Source organism: Archangium sp. Cb G35, assembly GCF_001896145.1.
Classification (GTDB): Bacteria; Myxococcota; Myxococcia; order Myxococcales; family Myxococcaceae; genus Archangium; species Archangium violaceum.
Genome location: NZ_MPOI01000008.1, coordinates 407802 through 423242, shown reverse-complemented (window position 1 = coordinate 423242; position 15441 = coordinate 407802). Strand labels below are relative to the sequence as shown.

The 15441-nt window shown below is 62.3% G+C and carries 13 protein-coding genes; 7 read left to right on the top strand and 6 right to left on the bottom strand.

Annotation, left to right across the window (positions count from 1 at the left end; translation table 11 throughout):
• Positions 1 to 364: 364 nt before the first annotated feature.
• Both BO221_RS54975 and BO221_RS25755 read left to right on the top strand, forming a co-directional pair.
• Positions 365 to 1483: an endonuclease/exonuclease/phosphatase family protein gene (locus BO221_RS54975; protein ID WP_073563137.1), complete on the top strand. Its 1119-nt coding sequence runs from the start codon at positions 365 to 367 to the stop codon at positions 1481 to 1483.
• Between the two features lie 17 nt (positions 1484 to 1500).
• The gene (locus BO221_RS25755) at positions 1501 to 2277 is read left to right on the top strand and encodes a WbqC family protein (protein WP_369865582.1); all 777 of its coding nucleotides are present in this window, start codon (positions 1501 to 1503) and stop codon (positions 2275 to 2277) included.
• Positions 2278 to 2388: 111 nt separating this feature from the next.
• Here BO221_RS25755 and BO221_RS25750 read toward each other — a convergent pair whose 3' ends face one another.
• Positions 2389 to 4335, bottom strand: coding sequence for an ATPase (locus BO221_RS25750; protein ID WP_073563135.1), 1947 nt, complete (start codon positions 4333 to 4335; stop codon positions 2389 to 2391).
• Positions 4336 to 4403: 68 nt separating this feature from the next.
• On the opposite strand from BO221_RS25750, the gene BO221_RS25745 reads away from it, so the two are divergent.
• The 3 genes from BO221_RS25745 to BO221_RS25735 all read left to right on the top strand — a co-directional run bounded on the left by BO221_RS25745 (position 4404) and on the right by BO221_RS25735 (position 9775).
• Complete coding sequence (locus BO221_RS25745) at positions 4404 to 6065, top strand: acyl-CoA dehydrogenase family protein (protein ID WP_073563134.1); 1662 nt, start codon at positions 4404 to 4406, stop codon at positions 6063 to 6065.
• Positions 6066 to 6309: 244 nt separating this feature from the next.
• A complete protein-coding gene (locus tag BO221_RS25740) occupies positions 6310 to 7191 on the top strand; it encodes a DUF1837 domain-containing protein (protein ID WP_158079912.1) in 882 nt (293 codons plus the stop codon).
• Positions 7184 to 9775, top strand: a complete 2592-nt coding sequence (locus BO221_RS25735; protein ID WP_073563277.1) for a DEAD/DEAH box helicase — start codon at positions 7184 to 7186, stop codon at positions 9773 to 9775. The genes BO221_RS25740 and BO221_RS25735 overlap by 8 nt, the downstream gene beginning before the upstream one ends.
• Positions 9776 to 9817: 42 nt before the next feature.
• Here BO221_RS25735 and BO221_RS25730 read toward each other — a convergent pair whose 3' ends face one another.
• The 5 genes from BO221_RS25730 to BO221_RS56390 all read right to left on the bottom strand — a co-directional run bounded on the left by BO221_RS25730 (position 9818) and on the right by BO221_RS56390 (position 13256).
• Positions 9818 to 10612 carry an alpha/beta hydrolase gene (locus tag BO221_RS25730; protein ID WP_143195676.1) on the bottom strand — a complete coding sequence of 265 codons (795 nt, stop codon included), beginning with the start codon at positions 10610 to 10612 and terminating at the stop codon, positions 9818 to 9820.
• Between the two features lie 47 nt (positions 10613 to 10659).
• Positions 10660 to 10839, bottom strand: coding sequence for a hypothetical protein (locus tag BO221_RS25725; RefSeq protein ID WP_143195675.1), 180 nt, complete (start codon positions 10837 to 10839; stop codon positions 10660 to 10662).
• A gap of 159 nt (positions 10840 to 10998) precedes the next feature.
• On the bottom strand, positions 10999 to 11370 hold the full coding sequence (locus tag BO221_RS25720; protein WP_073563131.1) for a DUF2019 domain-containing protein: 372 nt from the start codon (positions 11368 to 11370) through the stop codon (positions 10999 to 11001).
• A 93-nt stretch (positions 11371 to 11463) separates the two neighbouring features.
• The gene (locus BO221_RS56395) at positions 11464 to 11814 is read right to left on the bottom strand and encodes a DUF2019 domain-containing protein (protein ID WP_073563275.1); all 351 of its coding nucleotides are present in this window, start codon (positions 11812 to 11814) and stop codon (positions 11464 to 11466) included.
• Entirely contained in the window at positions 11811 to 13256 is a 1446-nt protein-coding gene (locus tag BO221_RS56390; protein ID WP_233166256.1) for a hypothetical protein, read from the bottom strand. The genes BO221_RS56395 and BO221_RS56390 overlap by 4 nt, the downstream gene beginning before the upstream one ends.
• A gap of 273 nt (positions 13257 to 13529) precedes the next feature.
• Here BO221_RS56390 and BO221_RS25705 point away from each other — a divergent pair, with 273 nt between their 5' ends.
• Together BO221_RS25705 and BO221_RS25700 are read left to right on the top strand one after the other, a co-directional pair.
• Positions 13530 to 14507 carry an SPFH domain-containing protein gene (locus BO221_RS25705; RefSeq protein ID WP_073563129.1) on the top strand — a complete coding sequence of 326 codons (978 nt, stop codon included), beginning with the start codon at positions 13530 to 13532 and terminating at the stop codon, positions 14505 to 14507.
• Positions 14500 to 15426 carry an NAD+ kinase gene (locus BO221_RS25700; protein WP_073563128.1) on the top strand — a complete coding sequence of 309 codons (927 nt, stop codon included), beginning with the start codon at positions 14500 to 14502 and terminating at the stop codon, positions 15424 to 15426. Before BO221_RS25705 ends, BO221_RS25700 begins: the two co-directional genes overlap by 8 nt.
• Positions 15427 to 15441 lie beyond the last annotated feature (15 nt).

Below are 15441 nucleotides of genomic sequence, written 5' to 3'. Positions count from 1 at the left end.
CTAAGGGAACAGAAGATTGCTAGATCGAGGCCCTTCCGGTCCACCACGAGCGCCGGGACCGGGGAGAACCGCTCTCCGTTGGACGGAAGCCTACCCTCGTTCGCTCTGCTCGGGGGAGGGTTGGGAGGCGCAAAGGGGGCACCATGGGCCGCCCGTGCAGCGGGCGGACAGCCCGCATTATTGCCACGTGTCCAACGTTTGTGCGACCTCGACGTGCTCAATGGTGGTCGTCCGGGGGGAAGAAGGGGCTCGGTCCCCTGGCGTCCGAGCAAGGGCGGCCTATCTCATCGGGGTGGTCCGCCGAGGTCGGACGCGGGCGCGGGTTGCTCGGGGCGGGGTCGGTCCGGGGGGGGGGAAGTCACAGATGAAGTACGGCATCGCGGTGGGGCTGTGGATGGTGGCGCTCGGCGCCTGTCAGGTGGCGACGCTGCCCCAGGTGGTGGACGGACGGGAGGAGCGCTCCACGTCCGAGCTCTTCGATCGGGGCTCCCTCACGGTGATGACGCGCGGCCTGTCGGGCGGGAGTCACCTGGAGCAGGTGCTGGAGGGTCCGCTCGCGGAGGAGCCGGTGCGCGCCGCGGAGCTGCTCGATGCACTGCGGCAGGAGAACGTCCTGGCGCGGGCACGCAAGCTGGCGGAGGAGATCCAATACGCACGGCCGCACCTGATCGGACTGCAGCAGGTGACGCAGGTGCGGCGGCAGTCGCCGGGGGACGCGATCTTCGGAGGCACGCGGCCGGCGGAGGCGCTGCACCTGGACGTGTTGCCGGTGCTGCTGGGCGAGCTGGAGGCGCGCGGGCTGCACTACCGGGAAGTGGCACGGGTGCGCAACGCGGACGTGGAGGTGCCGCTGCTCACGAGTGGCGCGCCGGCGTTCGAGGACGTGCGGCTGACGGACTTCGACGTGATTCTCGCGCGGGCGGACGTGGAGGTGAAGGAGGCGCGAGCGGGCAACTACGTGGCGCGCCGGGAGGTACGGCGGCCGGGCCAGGAGCCGGTGACGCTGCCGAGGGGCTGGGTGTCGGTGGCGGCGAAGGTGGAGGGCCGGAAGTACCGCTTCGTCAGCACGCACCTGGAGCCGGCGCCGGACGAGCAGGGGCTGCGCGTGCAGGTGGCGCAGGTGGGCGAGCTGATTGGCAGGCTGCGCGGCGAGTCGCTGCCGGTGGTGCTGGTGGGGGACTTCAACACGCCGGCCAACCTGGGACTGATGGGGGCGCCCACGTACCGGGAGTTGCTGCTGGCGGGCTACGTGGACGTATGGACGCACCGGCCGGGGAGCACGCGGCCGGTGGAAGCGGAGCTGCCGCTCGCGATGTCGGCGTTGGCGGAGCGCCTCGACCTGGTGTTGGTGCGCCAGCCGGTGGCGCCGGGCCCGCGGCGGATGGGCCCCGTGCTGGCATACGGAGTGGGAGGCGCGCTGGAGGAGCGGTTCGGCCCCTGGAAGCCGGAGCTGTCGGGAGTGGTGGCGCGCCTGCGCATGTGACACCTACACTGAGACACGTGACGGAGCCGCACTCGGGAGTCCTGGTCGCCGAGCAACCCCACTACCTGCCGTGGCTGGACTTCTACGAGCAGGTGGCGAGGGCGGACACCCTGCTGGTGCTGGACAACGTGCAGTGGCTGAGGAGGGGTTGGCAGCGGAGGGCGCGGGTGGCGCTCCCGCCGGGCACTCCCCTCCCCGCCCCCACCGAACCGGCGTTCCAGTGGCTGACGATACCGCTGGAGGGAGCGCACCGGGACACGCGGATTTCCGAGCTGGCGGTGGACACGGGGCAGCGGTGGACGCGCAAGCACCTGGCGACGCTGACGATGCTGTACGGGAGGAGGCCCTACTTCCGGAGCCAGGTACTGCCGAGGCTGGAAGGCTTCTACGCGGAGGCGGAGAAGGAACAGGGCCCGGGCTCGCTGCTGCGCACGTTGCTGGCGAGTATGGCGCTCTTCTACGAGCCGCTGGGCATCAGCCCGAGGGTGGAGCTGGCATCGAAGCTGGACCGCTCGCACCCGGACAAGACGGGGAGGCTGGCGTCGTACTGCACGCAGTTGGGGATGGGGACGTACTACTCGGCGGTGGGGTCGCTGTACCTGAAGCCGGGGCCGTTCCGGGAGGCGGGGGTGAGGCTGCTGTGGCAGAAGTTCCGCTACCCGGGATACGGCCAGGGCCGCAAGGGAGAGCGCTTCGTCGTGGGCCTGTCGATCGTGGACGTGCTGTCGAACGTACCGGTGGACGAAGTGCGCGAGTGGCTCAAACCGAGCCCCTGGGGCCCCTTCGCGAGATAACACCCACGAGATAACACCCACGGCAACATCCCCTCTCCCCCCGGGAGAGGGACGGGGTGAGGGTACCCGCCCCCGTCCTCCCCACCGTGGGGAACGCCGTGAGCCCGAGAATCAGTGCCCGCCCCCGCGCTCCTTGTCGAACCGGACGAAATAACTCCGCACCGCGGAATCAATGAGGTCCTGATCCAACTGCGGGGCCATTCCGCGGTAGTGCGCCATATCGATCATCTGATCGAGCAGGTCACGGGGCTGGCACGCGGCGAAGCGGCGGCCAACGGGCTTGTAATGGGTATCGATGAGGTACTGGACCATCTCGGAGTCATAGGGAACGCCGCGTTTGCGGCACATGACGTCGAAGATCTGATGGAACAGCTCCTCGTCGGGGGGCTGGACCTCGAGCTTGTAACGGACGCGGCGGAGGAAGGCGTCGTCGACGAGGTCACTGGGATCGAGGTTGGTGGAGAAAGCGGCGAAGACGTCGAAGGGGACCTGGATCTTCTTGCCGGTGTGGAGCGTGAGCATGTCCACATCGCTCTCGAGCGGGACGATCCACCGGTTGAGGAGATCCTTCGGGGAGACCTTCTGACGGCCGAAGTCGTCGATGAGGAGCATCCCGTTGGTGGCCTTCATCTGGAAGGGGGCCTCGTAGTACTTGACCTCGGGGGAGTAGACGAGGTCGAGCATCTCAAGGGTGAGCTCACCGCCGACGACGACGAGGGGCCGGCGGCAGCGGACCCAGCGCCGGTCATAGGAGGGGGTGGTGTCGTCGTCCTCGATGGGCTTGTGGAGGATGCTGTCGTAGATGCGGACGACGAAGTCGTCGATGAGGATGGCGTGGGGGACGAAGATTTCCCCGTCGAAGCAGTTGACCATGCCCTGGCAGATGGCTGTTTTTCCGTTGCCGGGGGGCCCGTAGAAGAAGATGGCGCGGCCCGAGTTCATGGCGGGGCCGATGCCATCGAAGATGTAGTCGCGGATGATGAGGTCGCCGAACTGGTCCTCCATCCGGTTGCGGGTGATGCGATTGCCGCGGACGGTCTGCTTCTTGACCGAGTCGATCCACTCCTGGAGGGTGACGGGAGCGGGGCCGTTGTAGCGGTTGCGATCGAGGATCTGCCGCAGCACGTCGGTGGCGAACGTGGTGAGCTGGTAGATCATCGTGGACTTGCCCACGCCCGAGCCGCCGCCGCCGCGGATGTCGATGTACTTCTGGCGGCGCAGGCCCTCGACGACCTCATCGACGACGGTGGAGGGCAGCTTGAGGCGGTTGGCGATGTCCATGCCCCGCATCTCGCCGGCGAAGAAGATGGCCTTGAGGACGAGCTCCTCCACCATGGTGGCGGTGAGCCCCGACTCGGAGAGGGAGCGCGGCTGTGCGGGCCAGAAGCCGGCGGAGCTGGGGGGGACGCCCCCACCCTCGGCGATGGCGGCACGGCGCATGGTGCCGGTCATCCTGCGCTCGGAGCCCGGAACAGCCATGCCACCCATCGTGGGCCGCCGCATCTCGACGGGAACGGGAGGCAGCTCCGACGTCGGGACGGGGGGAGCGGAACGGCGCTGATCCACGATGACGGAGGGCAGATCCATGGAGGGCACCGGCGGGGCCGGGCGGCGCTGTTGCTCCATGGGGACGGGAGCCATCTCCATGCTGGGCACGGGAGGCGCTGACCGCTTCTCCATGGGAACGGCGGCCAGGTCCATGCTGGGCACGGGAGGAGCCTGGCGGCGCAGCTCCGCGGGCACGGGAGGGAGCTGCTCCGTGGGGAGGTTGGAGATGACGCGGCGGGCCTCGGGGCTGGGAGGGCTCGGGGCGCGGCGCTCGAGGAAGGGACTGGGACCGAGGGGACGGCGCTCGGGAGCACCGCCCTGGGGGGGAGTCCGCGCCGGGCCGCCCTGGGCGGGACCCTGCCCCGGGGGGTTCCGGAGCTTGGGAGGCGCGGAGAGCACATTGCCCGCGGGGGGAGTCTCCCGTGGGGTGGCGCTGTGACCTGTGTCGGTCTCGAATTCGGGGGACTCGAATGGAGGGGGATTTGCCCCCGGCCTCCGCTGCTCGGCCATGGTTGCTCCGGGTTGGGACGGGCGAGTCTAGCAGGAAGTGGGCGAGGCTCGATGCTAGCTTGCTGGGTATGAGCTTCTTCCAGGAACCGCCGAGGCTTGGAAACCAGTACGACGACGACGCGCTGCTGCGCGGCTACCTGGAGCGGGTGCTGCCGAAGGAGATGCGGACGGGGCTGGAGGACGAGTTCCGGGAGCTGGGCGAGCTGGGAGGCGGGCCCCTGTACCAGTTCCAGCTCGGGGACCGGTTGAACGAGCCGGAACTGAAGCAGTGGGACGCCTGGGGCCACCGGGTGGACCACATCGAGGTGTCGCCGCTGTGGAAGGAGGCGGAGACGCTGGCGGCGAAGCGGGGGCTGGTGGCGGTGGCGTACGAGCAGAAGAATGGAGATCGCTCGCGCATCCACCAGTTCGCCCTGAACTACCTGGTGCAGCCGTCGCTGGACGTCTACTCGTGCCCGCTGGCGATGACGGACGGGGCGGCGCGGACGCTGCTGTCCCTGGGGAACCCGGAGCTGATGGAGCGCGCCCTGCCCCACCTGACGTCGAGAGACCCGAAGACGTTCTGGACGTCGGGCCAGTGGATGACGGAGCGGACGGGCGGCTCGGACGTGGGGCTGACGCAGACGGCGGCGAGACAGTCACCCGAGGGGTGGAGGCTGTACGGGACGAAGTGGTTCACCTCGGCGACGACGGCGCAGATGGCGTTGACACTGGGGAGGCCAGAGGGGAACGGACCCGGAGGCAAGGGGCTGGCGATCTTCTACGTGGAGACGCGAGGGGCGGACGGGAGGCTGAACGGGATCCAGATCAACCGGCTGAAGGACAAGCTGGGGACGAGGAAGGTGCCGACGGCGGAGCTGACGCTGGACGGGACGCTGGCGGTACCGGTGGCGGGGCTGACGGACGGAATCCGGAACATGGCGTGGATGCTGAACGTGACGCGGACGTGGAACGCGATGGGCGCCGCGTGGAGCATGAGAAGGGCGCTGGCGCTGGCGAGGGACTACGCGAAGCGGCGGGTGCAGTTCGGGGCGCCGTTGGCGGAGAAGCCGCTGCACGTGGACACGCTGGCGGGGCTGGAGGCCGAGTTCCACGGTGGGTTCCTGCTGGCGTTCCGGGCGGTGGAGCTGCTGGGGAAGATGGAGGCGAGGACGGCGACGGAGGAGGAGTTGCTGTTGCAGCGGCTGGTGACGCCGTTGGCGAAGCTGACGACGGGGAGGCAGGTGGTGCACGTGACGTCGGAGGCGGTGGAGAGCTTCGGCGGGGCGGGCTACGTGGAGGACACGGGGCTGCCGAGGCTGCTGGCGGACGCGCAGGTGCTGTCCATCTGGGAGGGGACGACGAACGTGCTCTCGTTGGACACGCTGAGGGCGATGGCGAAGGGCGGCGCGCTGGAGTCCTTGTACATGGACGCGGAGCGGCGGCTGGGAGCGGCGAAGGACGCGGGGCTGAGGCCGTGCGTGGCGGCGGCACAGGACTCGCTGGAGAAGGCGCGGGCGTGGGTGATGAAGGCGATGGAGAATCCGGCGGGGGTGGAGGCCGGGGCGAGGCGGTTTTCACTGACGTTGGGCCGCACGTACGAGCTGGCGCTGCTGGTGGAGCACGCGCAGTGGTGCCTGGACAATGGACACGGCCCGAAGACCATGGCGGCGGCACGGCGGCTCATGCGCAACGGCGTGGACCTGATCGCCGACATGGAACTGGACGACGCGCGGCTGCTGGTGTCTTGAGTCAAACCCCATTTACCGTCGTATCACTGCTCACAAAGTACACACGCCAATGACTACTAGAACTCCTGGTAGTACAGTCCGGGCTCGACGGGGTGGCTCAACCAAAACCAAGCCATCGAAGCAAACTGCGAAACAGAATTCCCCACGGCGCACGAGAAAAAGAAACAAGCTCCAAAGCACCAACGGCCTATTCGATAAATTCGAAGCCCTTCTAAGAGGAGATGGCCATGAACTGGATGCCTATTTGAGCAAAGTAACCGCCCAGCACAGCCTTATAGACACCAAAGCAAACATCCATTGCCATGCCATCTCTCTCGACGGAAACAGCATGCCGCGCGTGGGCGACCTTGCGCGCACATTAGTATTTCGCATCATAGATTACGCAATTCCCAGAAAAGAAATTGCCGAAGCTCAGGCTTACGATCAAAAGCATAACACAAGCGCCCGCACCGCCGAACTCAGAACAAAAGCCAAAAAGCTATTCACCACCATCAGCAACACAGGAGAAGGAGGCGAACTTCTCCTGTATATGCTGACACAAACATTACTAAAAATCCCCCAAATCTTCTGCAAGATGCCGCACAAAACCAGCAACAAGCTACACTATAATGGCGCGGACGGGATCCATGCGGCCTTAAACAGAGAAAGCGGCCGACTAGCTCTATATTGGTGCGAATCAAAACTCCACGCATCTATTGACCATGGAATTTCTTCGTGCCTCGAAAGCATCAAGCCCTTCCTTTGCAACAACGGAGGCACAGGAATTCCTCAAGAGCGAGATCTTCAACTCGTAAAATCAAATATCGATCTCAACTCACCGGAGCTAGAAGAGGCAATTCTTCAATACTTGGATCCCGACGACAAACAACACAACAAACTAGAATACCGAGGAATTTGCCTAGTCGGCTTCGACTACGAGCACTATCCAAAACTACCCAACAGCATATTGGAGCAGCAGGTTTTACAGTCCATCGCAAACACGTTTTCCACATGGACAGGCAAGTTGGCTCATAACATCCGCTCACGAACTCCACTAGAGTCGATTGAGATGGAGGTATTTCTAATCCCCTTTCCCTCTGTGGAATCATTCAGAGCCGCGTTCCTCGAGGAACTTCGCAATGCCTGAACCATCGCTCGCAGACAAACTGCTTGCACTAAACGGCTTTTCCTCAAGACTCAAGCAACTCACAGTCAGATCCGTACTAACCCAATTCAGCAGCCTGGAATCCGACGACATTTTCAAAATCGCCACTCCAGACTGGAACTACATGCTCCTATGCGCCAGCATTCTGGCCAACTCGGACAGAGGCAAATGTCAAGATGCCGCACTGAGAATTGCACAACACTGCCTAACAAGCAAAGACAGCAATGACCAGCAAAAACTAGGAGCAGGAGTAATCCTCGACATCCTGACAAACTCACCAGCCACCCAACTCGCGATTGAACGAGGATTGCTAGATCAGGACTTCCAACACTCAGTCCCTCTACCGCTACAGTTAGATATGTTCAAGAGGGGGATGCAAAACTCAATCATAGACCCCTCCGATGAATCGCTGTTGCGGCTCAATCGTTTTCAAACGACCGTATATCACGCAACCGCCGAGTTTGATTGGGTCAGCATCTCAGCCCCCACATCTTCCGGAAAATCATTTATCCTCCAAAGGATAGTGGAGGAATTTTTCCGAAATACATCTCATGGAATAGCAATTTACATAGTACCTACAAGAGCCCTGGTACAAGAAGTCGAGCTAGACACTACAGAAAGGCTATCGGCTCGCGGATTGGGCGAAGTCCGCATTAGTTCTGTTCCGAGACTGCCTGAGGACTGGCAAAAAAAATCCAACCTCTTCATCTTCACACAGGAAAGGCTGCACTGGCTTCTGAACGAAGCCCCTAGCGCATTTAAGCCTCATCTAATAATCATTGATGAGGCCCAGAAAATTGGAGATGGAGCGAGGGGAATCCTTCTTCAACAAGTGCTTGAAGAGACGGCACGACGCTCTCCCGGGGCGAGAATGATTTTCTCAAGCCCCATGATCAGAAATCCCGAACTGCTCTTAAAGCACGCCACAAAAGAGAAGCGCAAAGCACCAGTGCTCTCTGAGCAGGTCGCCGTAAACCAAAATCTACTTCGGGCTTCTCAAGTAAAAGGCGACCCTACTCGTTGGAACCTAGAACTTTGCCTTGGACAAGAGACAATACGACTCGGTGTATTCTCTCTTCCAGACAGACCGACACACGATAGCAAACGGTTGCCTTTTGTCGCCTTTTCACTTGGCGCAGGCAATGGTGGAAATCTCGTATACGTCAATGGGCCTGCTGCCGCAGAGAAGACAGCTCTTCAACTTTGGGAGCTCCTGGCGCGCACGCCTATTAAGCCAGACAAAGAAATTCGAGCCCTCATCAGTCTCATCAAGAAGACGGTTCATAAAGACTACGTGCTGTCTACGACGCTGGAAAGAGGGGTGGCATGTCATTATGGAAACATGCCGCTCCTCATAAGAGGAGAAATTGAGCGTCTATTCAAACAAGGAAAAATCCAATTCCTAGTTTGCACTTCGACCCTCATCGAAGGCGTAAATCTTCCAGCCAGAAATATCTTTATGCGCGGACCACAAAAAGGACGTGGAACGCCTATGGGGGAAATCGATTTCTGGAATCTCGCCGGACGTGCCGGCAGACAGGGAAAAGAATTTGAGGGGAATGTGGTTTGTGTCGATCCGCTCGACAGGAATACGTGGCACGAGCCACCTCCTCAAGAGCGGACAGAATACACGATCCACCGAGCCCTGGACGAAGTAGCCTACGCTCAAACAGATGATTTTCTGAGATACGTATCCTCAGGCACTCCCAAAGAAACCTCATCTCAAAATCCTGAACTCGAACATGCGTTTACGTATTTTTTCTCAGAACATATTCGCCATGGCACACTTAAGCGTTCTCCATCAACAACAACCTACGATGAGAAATTCGTCTCACAGATCGACGCACTTATTGAACCTTTACACAAGAAAGTACAAATCCCCGAAAAAATTTTGCACCAGAATCCAGGCGTCAGCCCTCTTTCTCAGCAATCGCTGCTTGATTACTTCCACTGCTTCAGAGGCAATCCACAGGAACTGATTCCTGCGATGCCAGAAGATCCAGATGCCGTCAAAAGCTACATGAGCATCATTGAGCGCATTGGACAGCATCTCACTGACGAATCCCCCAAGTTGATTTATTACAGGGCAATTCTCGTTGTGAACTGGATGCGTGGCTACTCGCTCGCCAGAATAATCAGCGACAATTGGAAGTATTGGAGAAAAAAGGGCGGCAAGGAACTGAATCAAGTCATCAGAGATACGATGAAGGACATCGAAGAATATGCAAGATTCTACTTTGCCAAATACTCTTCATGTTACATCGATTTGCTGCGCTACTTTTTCAGGGAGAAAGGACTTTCTCACCTAGTAAACCAGATACCTCAAATCAGTATATGGCTTGAGTTTGGGGCCTCGCAGTCAACGCAACTCTCCCTTATGGAGATAGGCCTGTCGCGCACGACTGCGATTTCCTTGTCAGAGCTAATATCAGACACAACAAAAACAAGAGACCAAGCCTTGGAGTGGCTGAAAGACATCGAAAACCTAAACTCACTGAGATTGTCACGCATTATCATTGAAGAAATAAAGAGAGTTCTGCGGCCTTTATCTAAGCAAATAGAGTAGCTGGTCCAATATTTCAGGAGCCTGGCTCGCCCGGTCCAGCCGCTACACGCCCTCCCGTGCGAACCGCACCAACTCTTGAAGCGTGGTGGGTAGGTCAAGGATGTCATTGTGGCGCTTTCCCACGAGGATACGCACGGTGGCGTTCGGAAACAAGGTTCCCAGCCGCTGCCCCATGTCCACGGGAACCACCTCATCCCGCGTCCCGTGGACAATGAGCACCGGCAGCTTCAGCCCGGGAGCCTTGGCCGCGTTGTCGAACGGATCCCTCACGAGCAGGCTCGCAGGCAACCACGAGAAGAGCCTCGCCCCCAGTTCAACGATGGAGGTGTAGGGCGTGATGAGTACCAGCCGCGAGCCGTGGCCCCGCTTCGCCATCTCGACCGCCACGCCCGAGCCGAGTGACTGTCCCTGCAGCACCGTACGCTCGCGAGGCACACCCAGCTGCTGGTACAGGTGCTCCAGAGCGGTCTCCGCCGCCGCGTAGATGCCGCTCTCGGAGGGCCCCTGCGCCGCCGCGAGCCCGTAGCCCGGGTACTCCACCGCATAGAAGCCGAGTCCCGCCTCCTGGAAGCGCTGCGCTAGCCACGCTCCGTCCGCGAGCTGCTCGCCATTGCCGTGGAAGTGCACCACGGTTGGCGCTCCTGCCGGCGCGGGTACATGGAACGCGTAGACCATCGAGCCCGCGGGGCCCGGGATGCGCAGGAGCGTGGCTCCAGGCAGCGAGGGCTCACGAGCCCCCGGAGGCACCGGGAACACCATGTGACGCTGGTTGAAGAACACCAGCAGGCAAATGCCCACGTACGCGATGACCACCGTGACCAGTACCAGGAGCAACATCCGCTTCGCTCCTCGGAGGAGACGATCCATGGCGGTACCTTAACGCGCTACCCGCGCGCGATGTACCGCCCGATGACGAAGTCCAGCACCACTATCGCCACCTCGGACGACTCCTCGAACCGCTTGCTCAGCCACGTCTGGACCAGCTCGGACACCTCGAACTCGCACTCCTCATTGGCGAGCACTCCCTTGACGGGACCCAGCCATACCGGCCGGGGAATCAGCACCGTGAGCCCCTCCGTGAGCACCAAGGGAATGTGACAGCCGATGGAGGCCGTAACCGCCCGTATCGCCCACGTGCATACCGGGCCGCTAGCGGATTTGCTGGAGGAGATCACTCGACGCGCTTGGCATCCCTCAAGTCTATGCGAGTCCTCAAGAAATTATCAGAGCGGCTTGAAGGTGCCTGCCTTCCATTGCTCCAGCGTCATCTCCGCGGAAAAACCCACCAAGCTGTCAGGCAGTTTCGCAAGCTCAGCAAGCACTCGCTCTCCCTCACCTGGAGCAAACTCCAAAACGGATACCGCAGCCCAACAACGGGTTCCCGGCTCTGGATCGTCGATCAAACCCAAGAGCTGGCGCTGGGCATCCAGACCTCTCGCTCGTAACTCCCTGCGGATTGCGACGAGAAGATCAAACATACGATTTCCGTCTTTGGACTTGCCTGCATTGATGGTACGCCACCTCTCGGCGGAAGCAGTCCTGGTCATTTCGATCAACTGTTCAATCGAGAGTTCCTTCAACCGCGCCTTCTTCATGGTGCGTCCCTCATTTCCGAAGCCCCTTCTTATAGCCACCCGCTCCACCGCTCCGATCGGCTGCACCAGTTCAGAACTGTCATTGCAACCGATCTACTCAGGATCCAGCGTCCAAGTCCCTTTCTCCCAATTCTTCAATACCTCAGAAGCAATGAAGGGGATCAAACCCTCGCTGCTGGCTGCGTCCTCCAATACTGCCTTGGCCTCGGCTGTTCGATAGCGAAGCAAGTACGCTGCGGCCTTGACTCGGACGTCCATTCGCGGGTGAGTAAGTAACGAGGCCAGAGCGTCCCGTCCTGCATTACCAAGGGCAAGTAGCTTATCGACTGCATCCAGGTACCGCTTTGCATGCTTGTTGCCGGTCTTGGCGTCACCCCTCCAGATTGCATCGGTTTGCTCAGCGACATTCACAGCGAACCGCTCCACAAGCGCCTTCAGATTCACCTCCAAAGCCCCCTCCTGACATTTTCGATGGCGATCAAACCAAACTGACGCTGAGCTTCGTACGACTGCGTGCCCAACCACATTCTGACGGTCAACTTCCTCGATCCCGTGAGTTCCTTCTGAATTGACGAGTAGAATGCGCTGACTCGGGTGTGGAGATCCCTGTCGAGAGAAACGATATTTTCTGTGTTGTGCAAAGCCTCGGCACCGAAACGCTTCAGATTGGCTTCGCGCTTCTCGACAATGTGATGCCATTGCTTGCCCTCGCCCGCAGGGCCCATGAAGTCCTTGAAGTCGTCGAAGGATTTGAAGCCCCGATGCCCGCTCGGAAGCACCCTTCCCTCCTTGGGTGTCCCGATCCCGCCTCCAGAGGATTTGTCACCATCGCCCCGGGCCGACATGGCCACGGCAGTCATGGGCAGCACGGCCCGGAGCGTCCCCTCGGGCACGGACACGATGAGTCGCTCGACCCCGACTGCCGCATCCATCAGGGTCAAGCCGGTGTTGACCTCAATGGTGCGCGAGGCCTGGCCGAATCCCGGCAACATCGGCCCCTTGGAGACGAGTGCCGCTGTCTCGCCTACCGCCGCCGTCCCCAACAGGACAAGAATGCGCACGCTGTTGGGGCCAATGACACGGCCGAACCGCTCGCCTGCTTCGCGCAGCTCAGCGAACGTAGTGGCCCGCTTCGCATCCTCGGAAAGCCGCGCGTAGGCCCGGACCAACTCGAAAAATTCGAACCCAAGATAGCCCCACAAGAGCACCGCGAATGCGGCGGCCACCCCCTTGGAGACAGGCTCGGGCGCTATCAGTAGAGCCATGTACGCCGACAGAGTGATGCTCACGGTCGCCAGCACCCGCGTTGGGTCGATCATGGCCCGCACTTCCGCGTCTACCCCCTCCAGCGCCGGACCCACCGCCAGGGCCATGGCGATGCTTCGCTTGTCGTCATCCTGAAGATAGGGACCGTCATTGAAGAGAGTGAAGCAGTCTCCTGGAGAACCGCGCTGCGCACAGAGACGCCCGTAGGACCGGGCCATGTCTGCGTGCCACGCTTCTCCACCTGCTCCCCCGGAGCCAGGCGCCAACCCGCCGCTACGTTGCCCAGGTCCGGAGGAGGCCACCCGCAGCGGCATGTCGAGCACCATGCTCGACAGTGCGGCCCTGAACTCCGCCTCCCCGACTCGCACCGGATCGAAGTCCGTGGGTAACCTGGCGAAGAGCAGCACGTCATGACCCGCGCCTCCTCGGGCTGCATCCATGCCCTCCTGGATTTTTGAGGACTGGTGCGGCCTTGGTGGCTCGCCGCGCTGTGCCATCAGCCGTCCGCCAGTGGGGGATCCCGTGGTGCACGCACCAAGGAGCACCAGCGCCACCAGGGCCAACACCCCCACTCGCGAGCGCAGCCGCACACTCAAGGGGGATGGATGCTGAGTCGACATGGCCGCACCTCTCTGGCGAGTCGTACGAGATGAACCCTCGCCGCGTCCCCAAGGGGCCAGATGTCAGGTGGTCGAGAGTCCCACTGTCAAGCCGACGGCTCCGTCAGGGGGCCGGATTGGTTACGCGCGGCACAACCCGTGGGGCCATACACCCTCACCCCAGCCCTCTCCCAGAGGGAGAGGGAGCATCCACGGATCCATTCCCTATTGCAATCGTGTCACTTGAACACTATGTTGGTGTCAATAAAACACGAAGACAGAAAGAGTCCGGCCATGAGCATCCGGTACATGAAGGCGCCTCCGACGACGTACGTCATGCAGTTCAAGGATGGACGGGTGAAGCGGGAGGGGCCGGGCCTCTCCTTCTTCTACTGGGCACCCACCACCACCGTGGTCGCCGTGCCGCTCGCCAGCTCGGACGTGCCCTTCGCCTTCAACGAGGTCACCCAGGACTTCCAGGCCGTCACCCTCCAGGGACAGCTCACCTACCGCGTGGCCGACCCCAAGCTGCTCGCCGGGCTGCTCGACTACTCGGTGAAGCCCTCGGGCGAGTACGCCTCGGAAGACCCCTCGAAGCTCGAGGAGCGGCTCGTCCAGATTGCCCAGGTGCGCGCCCGCACGGTGGTGCAATCCATGCCCCTGCGCGAGGTGCTCGTGCAGGCGGCCACCATCGAGGGCAAGGTGCTCGCGGCGCTCCGGGAGACGGAGGCGGTGCGAATGCTAGGCGTGGAGGTGCAGGGCTTCTCGCTGCTCTCGGCACGCCCTACCCCGGAGATGGCTCGGGCACTGGAGGCCGAGGCCCGCGAGGCCCTCCAGCGGCGCGCGGACGAGGCCATCTACGCCCGCCGCAACGCCGCCGTGGAGCAGGAGCGGCGCATCAAGGAGAGCGAGATCGCCACCGAGCTGTCCGTGGAGGCCGGCAAGCGGCAGATCCGCGAGGCACAGATCGCCGCGGACATCGCCGTGGAGGAGCAGCGCGCCTCCTTCATGGAGCGCTGGAGCGAGAACGAGCGCAAGGCCGCCGAGGCCAAGGCCTACGCGCTGGAGAAGACGCTCGCCCCGGTGCGGGACATGGACTGGAAGGTGCTCATGGCGGCGGCTGGCGGTGGGAACGATCCCAAGCTGAACATCGCGCTCGCCTTCCGCGAGATGGCCGAGAACGCCGGGAAGATCGGCGAGCTGAACGTGTCCCCGGACCTGTTGCGCTCGCTGCTCTCGGGCCCGTCCGGCAACCAGGGCCGCCATGGCTGAGTACGAGAAGATCGTCCTCGTCACCCGCAAGACGAGGCTCGCCGAGTTGGTGGAGCGCTTCAATACACGCTCGCAGGCACGCTTCTATCTGGAGCACGCCGGACAGGACTTCGAGGACTACGCACGGGAGGATGATACCTACCGCCGCTCGCTCGATGCGCTGCACAAGCTGCTGGAGCTCGGCCTGCCGGTGCAGCAGGTGGACCGCTCATTGGTGCCCACCTTCCTCTTCACCGGCAAGGAGATGGTGGTGACGGTGGGCCAGGACGGCCTGGTGGCCAACGTGGCCAAGTACGTGGGCTCGCAGCCCATCGTCGGCGTCAACCCGGACCCCGAGCGCTTCGATGGCGTACTGCTGCCCTTCGGCGTCGACAAGGCGCGGGTGGCGGTGCGCCATGTGCTGGAGTCACACGCCCGCTTCCGCGAGGTGACGCTCGCCGAGGTAGTGCTGAGCGATGGCCAGCGGCTGCTCGGGTTCAACGACTTGTTCCTGGGGGCGCGAACCCACGTCTCCGCACGATACATGCTGCACTACGAGAAGCGCGCCGAGTCCCAGTCCTCCAGCGGCATCATCGTCTCCACGGGCGCAGGTTCGAGCGGCTGGCTGTCCTCGGTGTTCACGTTGGCCCAGGGACTCACGGCGGCGACGGGTGGGCAGCCAGGCCAGCCCTGGCGGCTCACCTGGGAGGACCCGCGGCTGGCCTTCGTGGTGCGCGAGCCCTTCATCAGCCGGCACTCGGCGGCCAGCCTGGTGGCCGGGTTCGTCAGCGCTCAGCAAGAACTAGAGGTGGAGTCTCGGATGCCCTCGGGAGGCGTCATCTTCAGTGATGGAGTGGAGGAGGACTTCCTCGCCTTCAACGCGGGCACCACGGCCCGCGTGCGTCCGGCCGCCCAACGCGCCCGGCTCGTTGTCCACTGAGACAGTCCTTTCCAG

Coding starts and splice junctions, on each gene's coding strand:
- BO221_RS54975 (WP_073563137.1), top strand. CDS start 365: ATGAAGTACGGCATCGCGGTGGGGCTGTGGATGGTGGCGCTCGGCGCC.
- BO221_RS56390 (WP_233166256.1), bottom strand. CDS start 13,256: ATGTCGACTCAGCATCCATCCCCCTTGAGTGTGCGGCTGCGCTCGCGA.
- BO221_RS25730 (WP_143195676.1), bottom strand. CDS start 10,612: ATGTTGCTCCTGGTACTGGTCACGGTGGTCATCGCGTACGTGGGCATT.
- BO221_RS25720 (WP_073563131.1), bottom strand. CDS start 11,370: ATGAAGAAGGCGCGGTTGAAGGAACTCTCGATTGAACAGTTGATCGAA.
- BO221_RS25700 (WP_073563128.1), top strand. CDS start 14,500: ATGGCTGAGTACGAGAAGATCGTCCTCGTCACCCGCAAGACGAGGCTC.
- BO221_RS25705 (WP_073563129.1), top strand. CDS start 13,530: ATGAGCATCCGGTACATGAAGGCGCCTCCGACGACGTACGTCATGCAG.
- BO221_RS25750 (WP_073563135.1), bottom strand. CDS start 4,335: ATGGCCGAGCAGCGGAGGCCGGGGGCAAATCCCCCTCCATTCGAGTCC.
- BO221_RS25735 (WP_073563277.1), top strand. CDS start 7,184: ATGCCTGAACCATCGCTCGCAGACAAACTGCTTGCACTAAACGGCTTT.
- BO221_RS25745 (WP_073563134.1), top strand. CDS start 4,404: ATGAGCTTCTTCCAGGAACCGCCGAGGCTTGGAAACCAGTACGACGAC.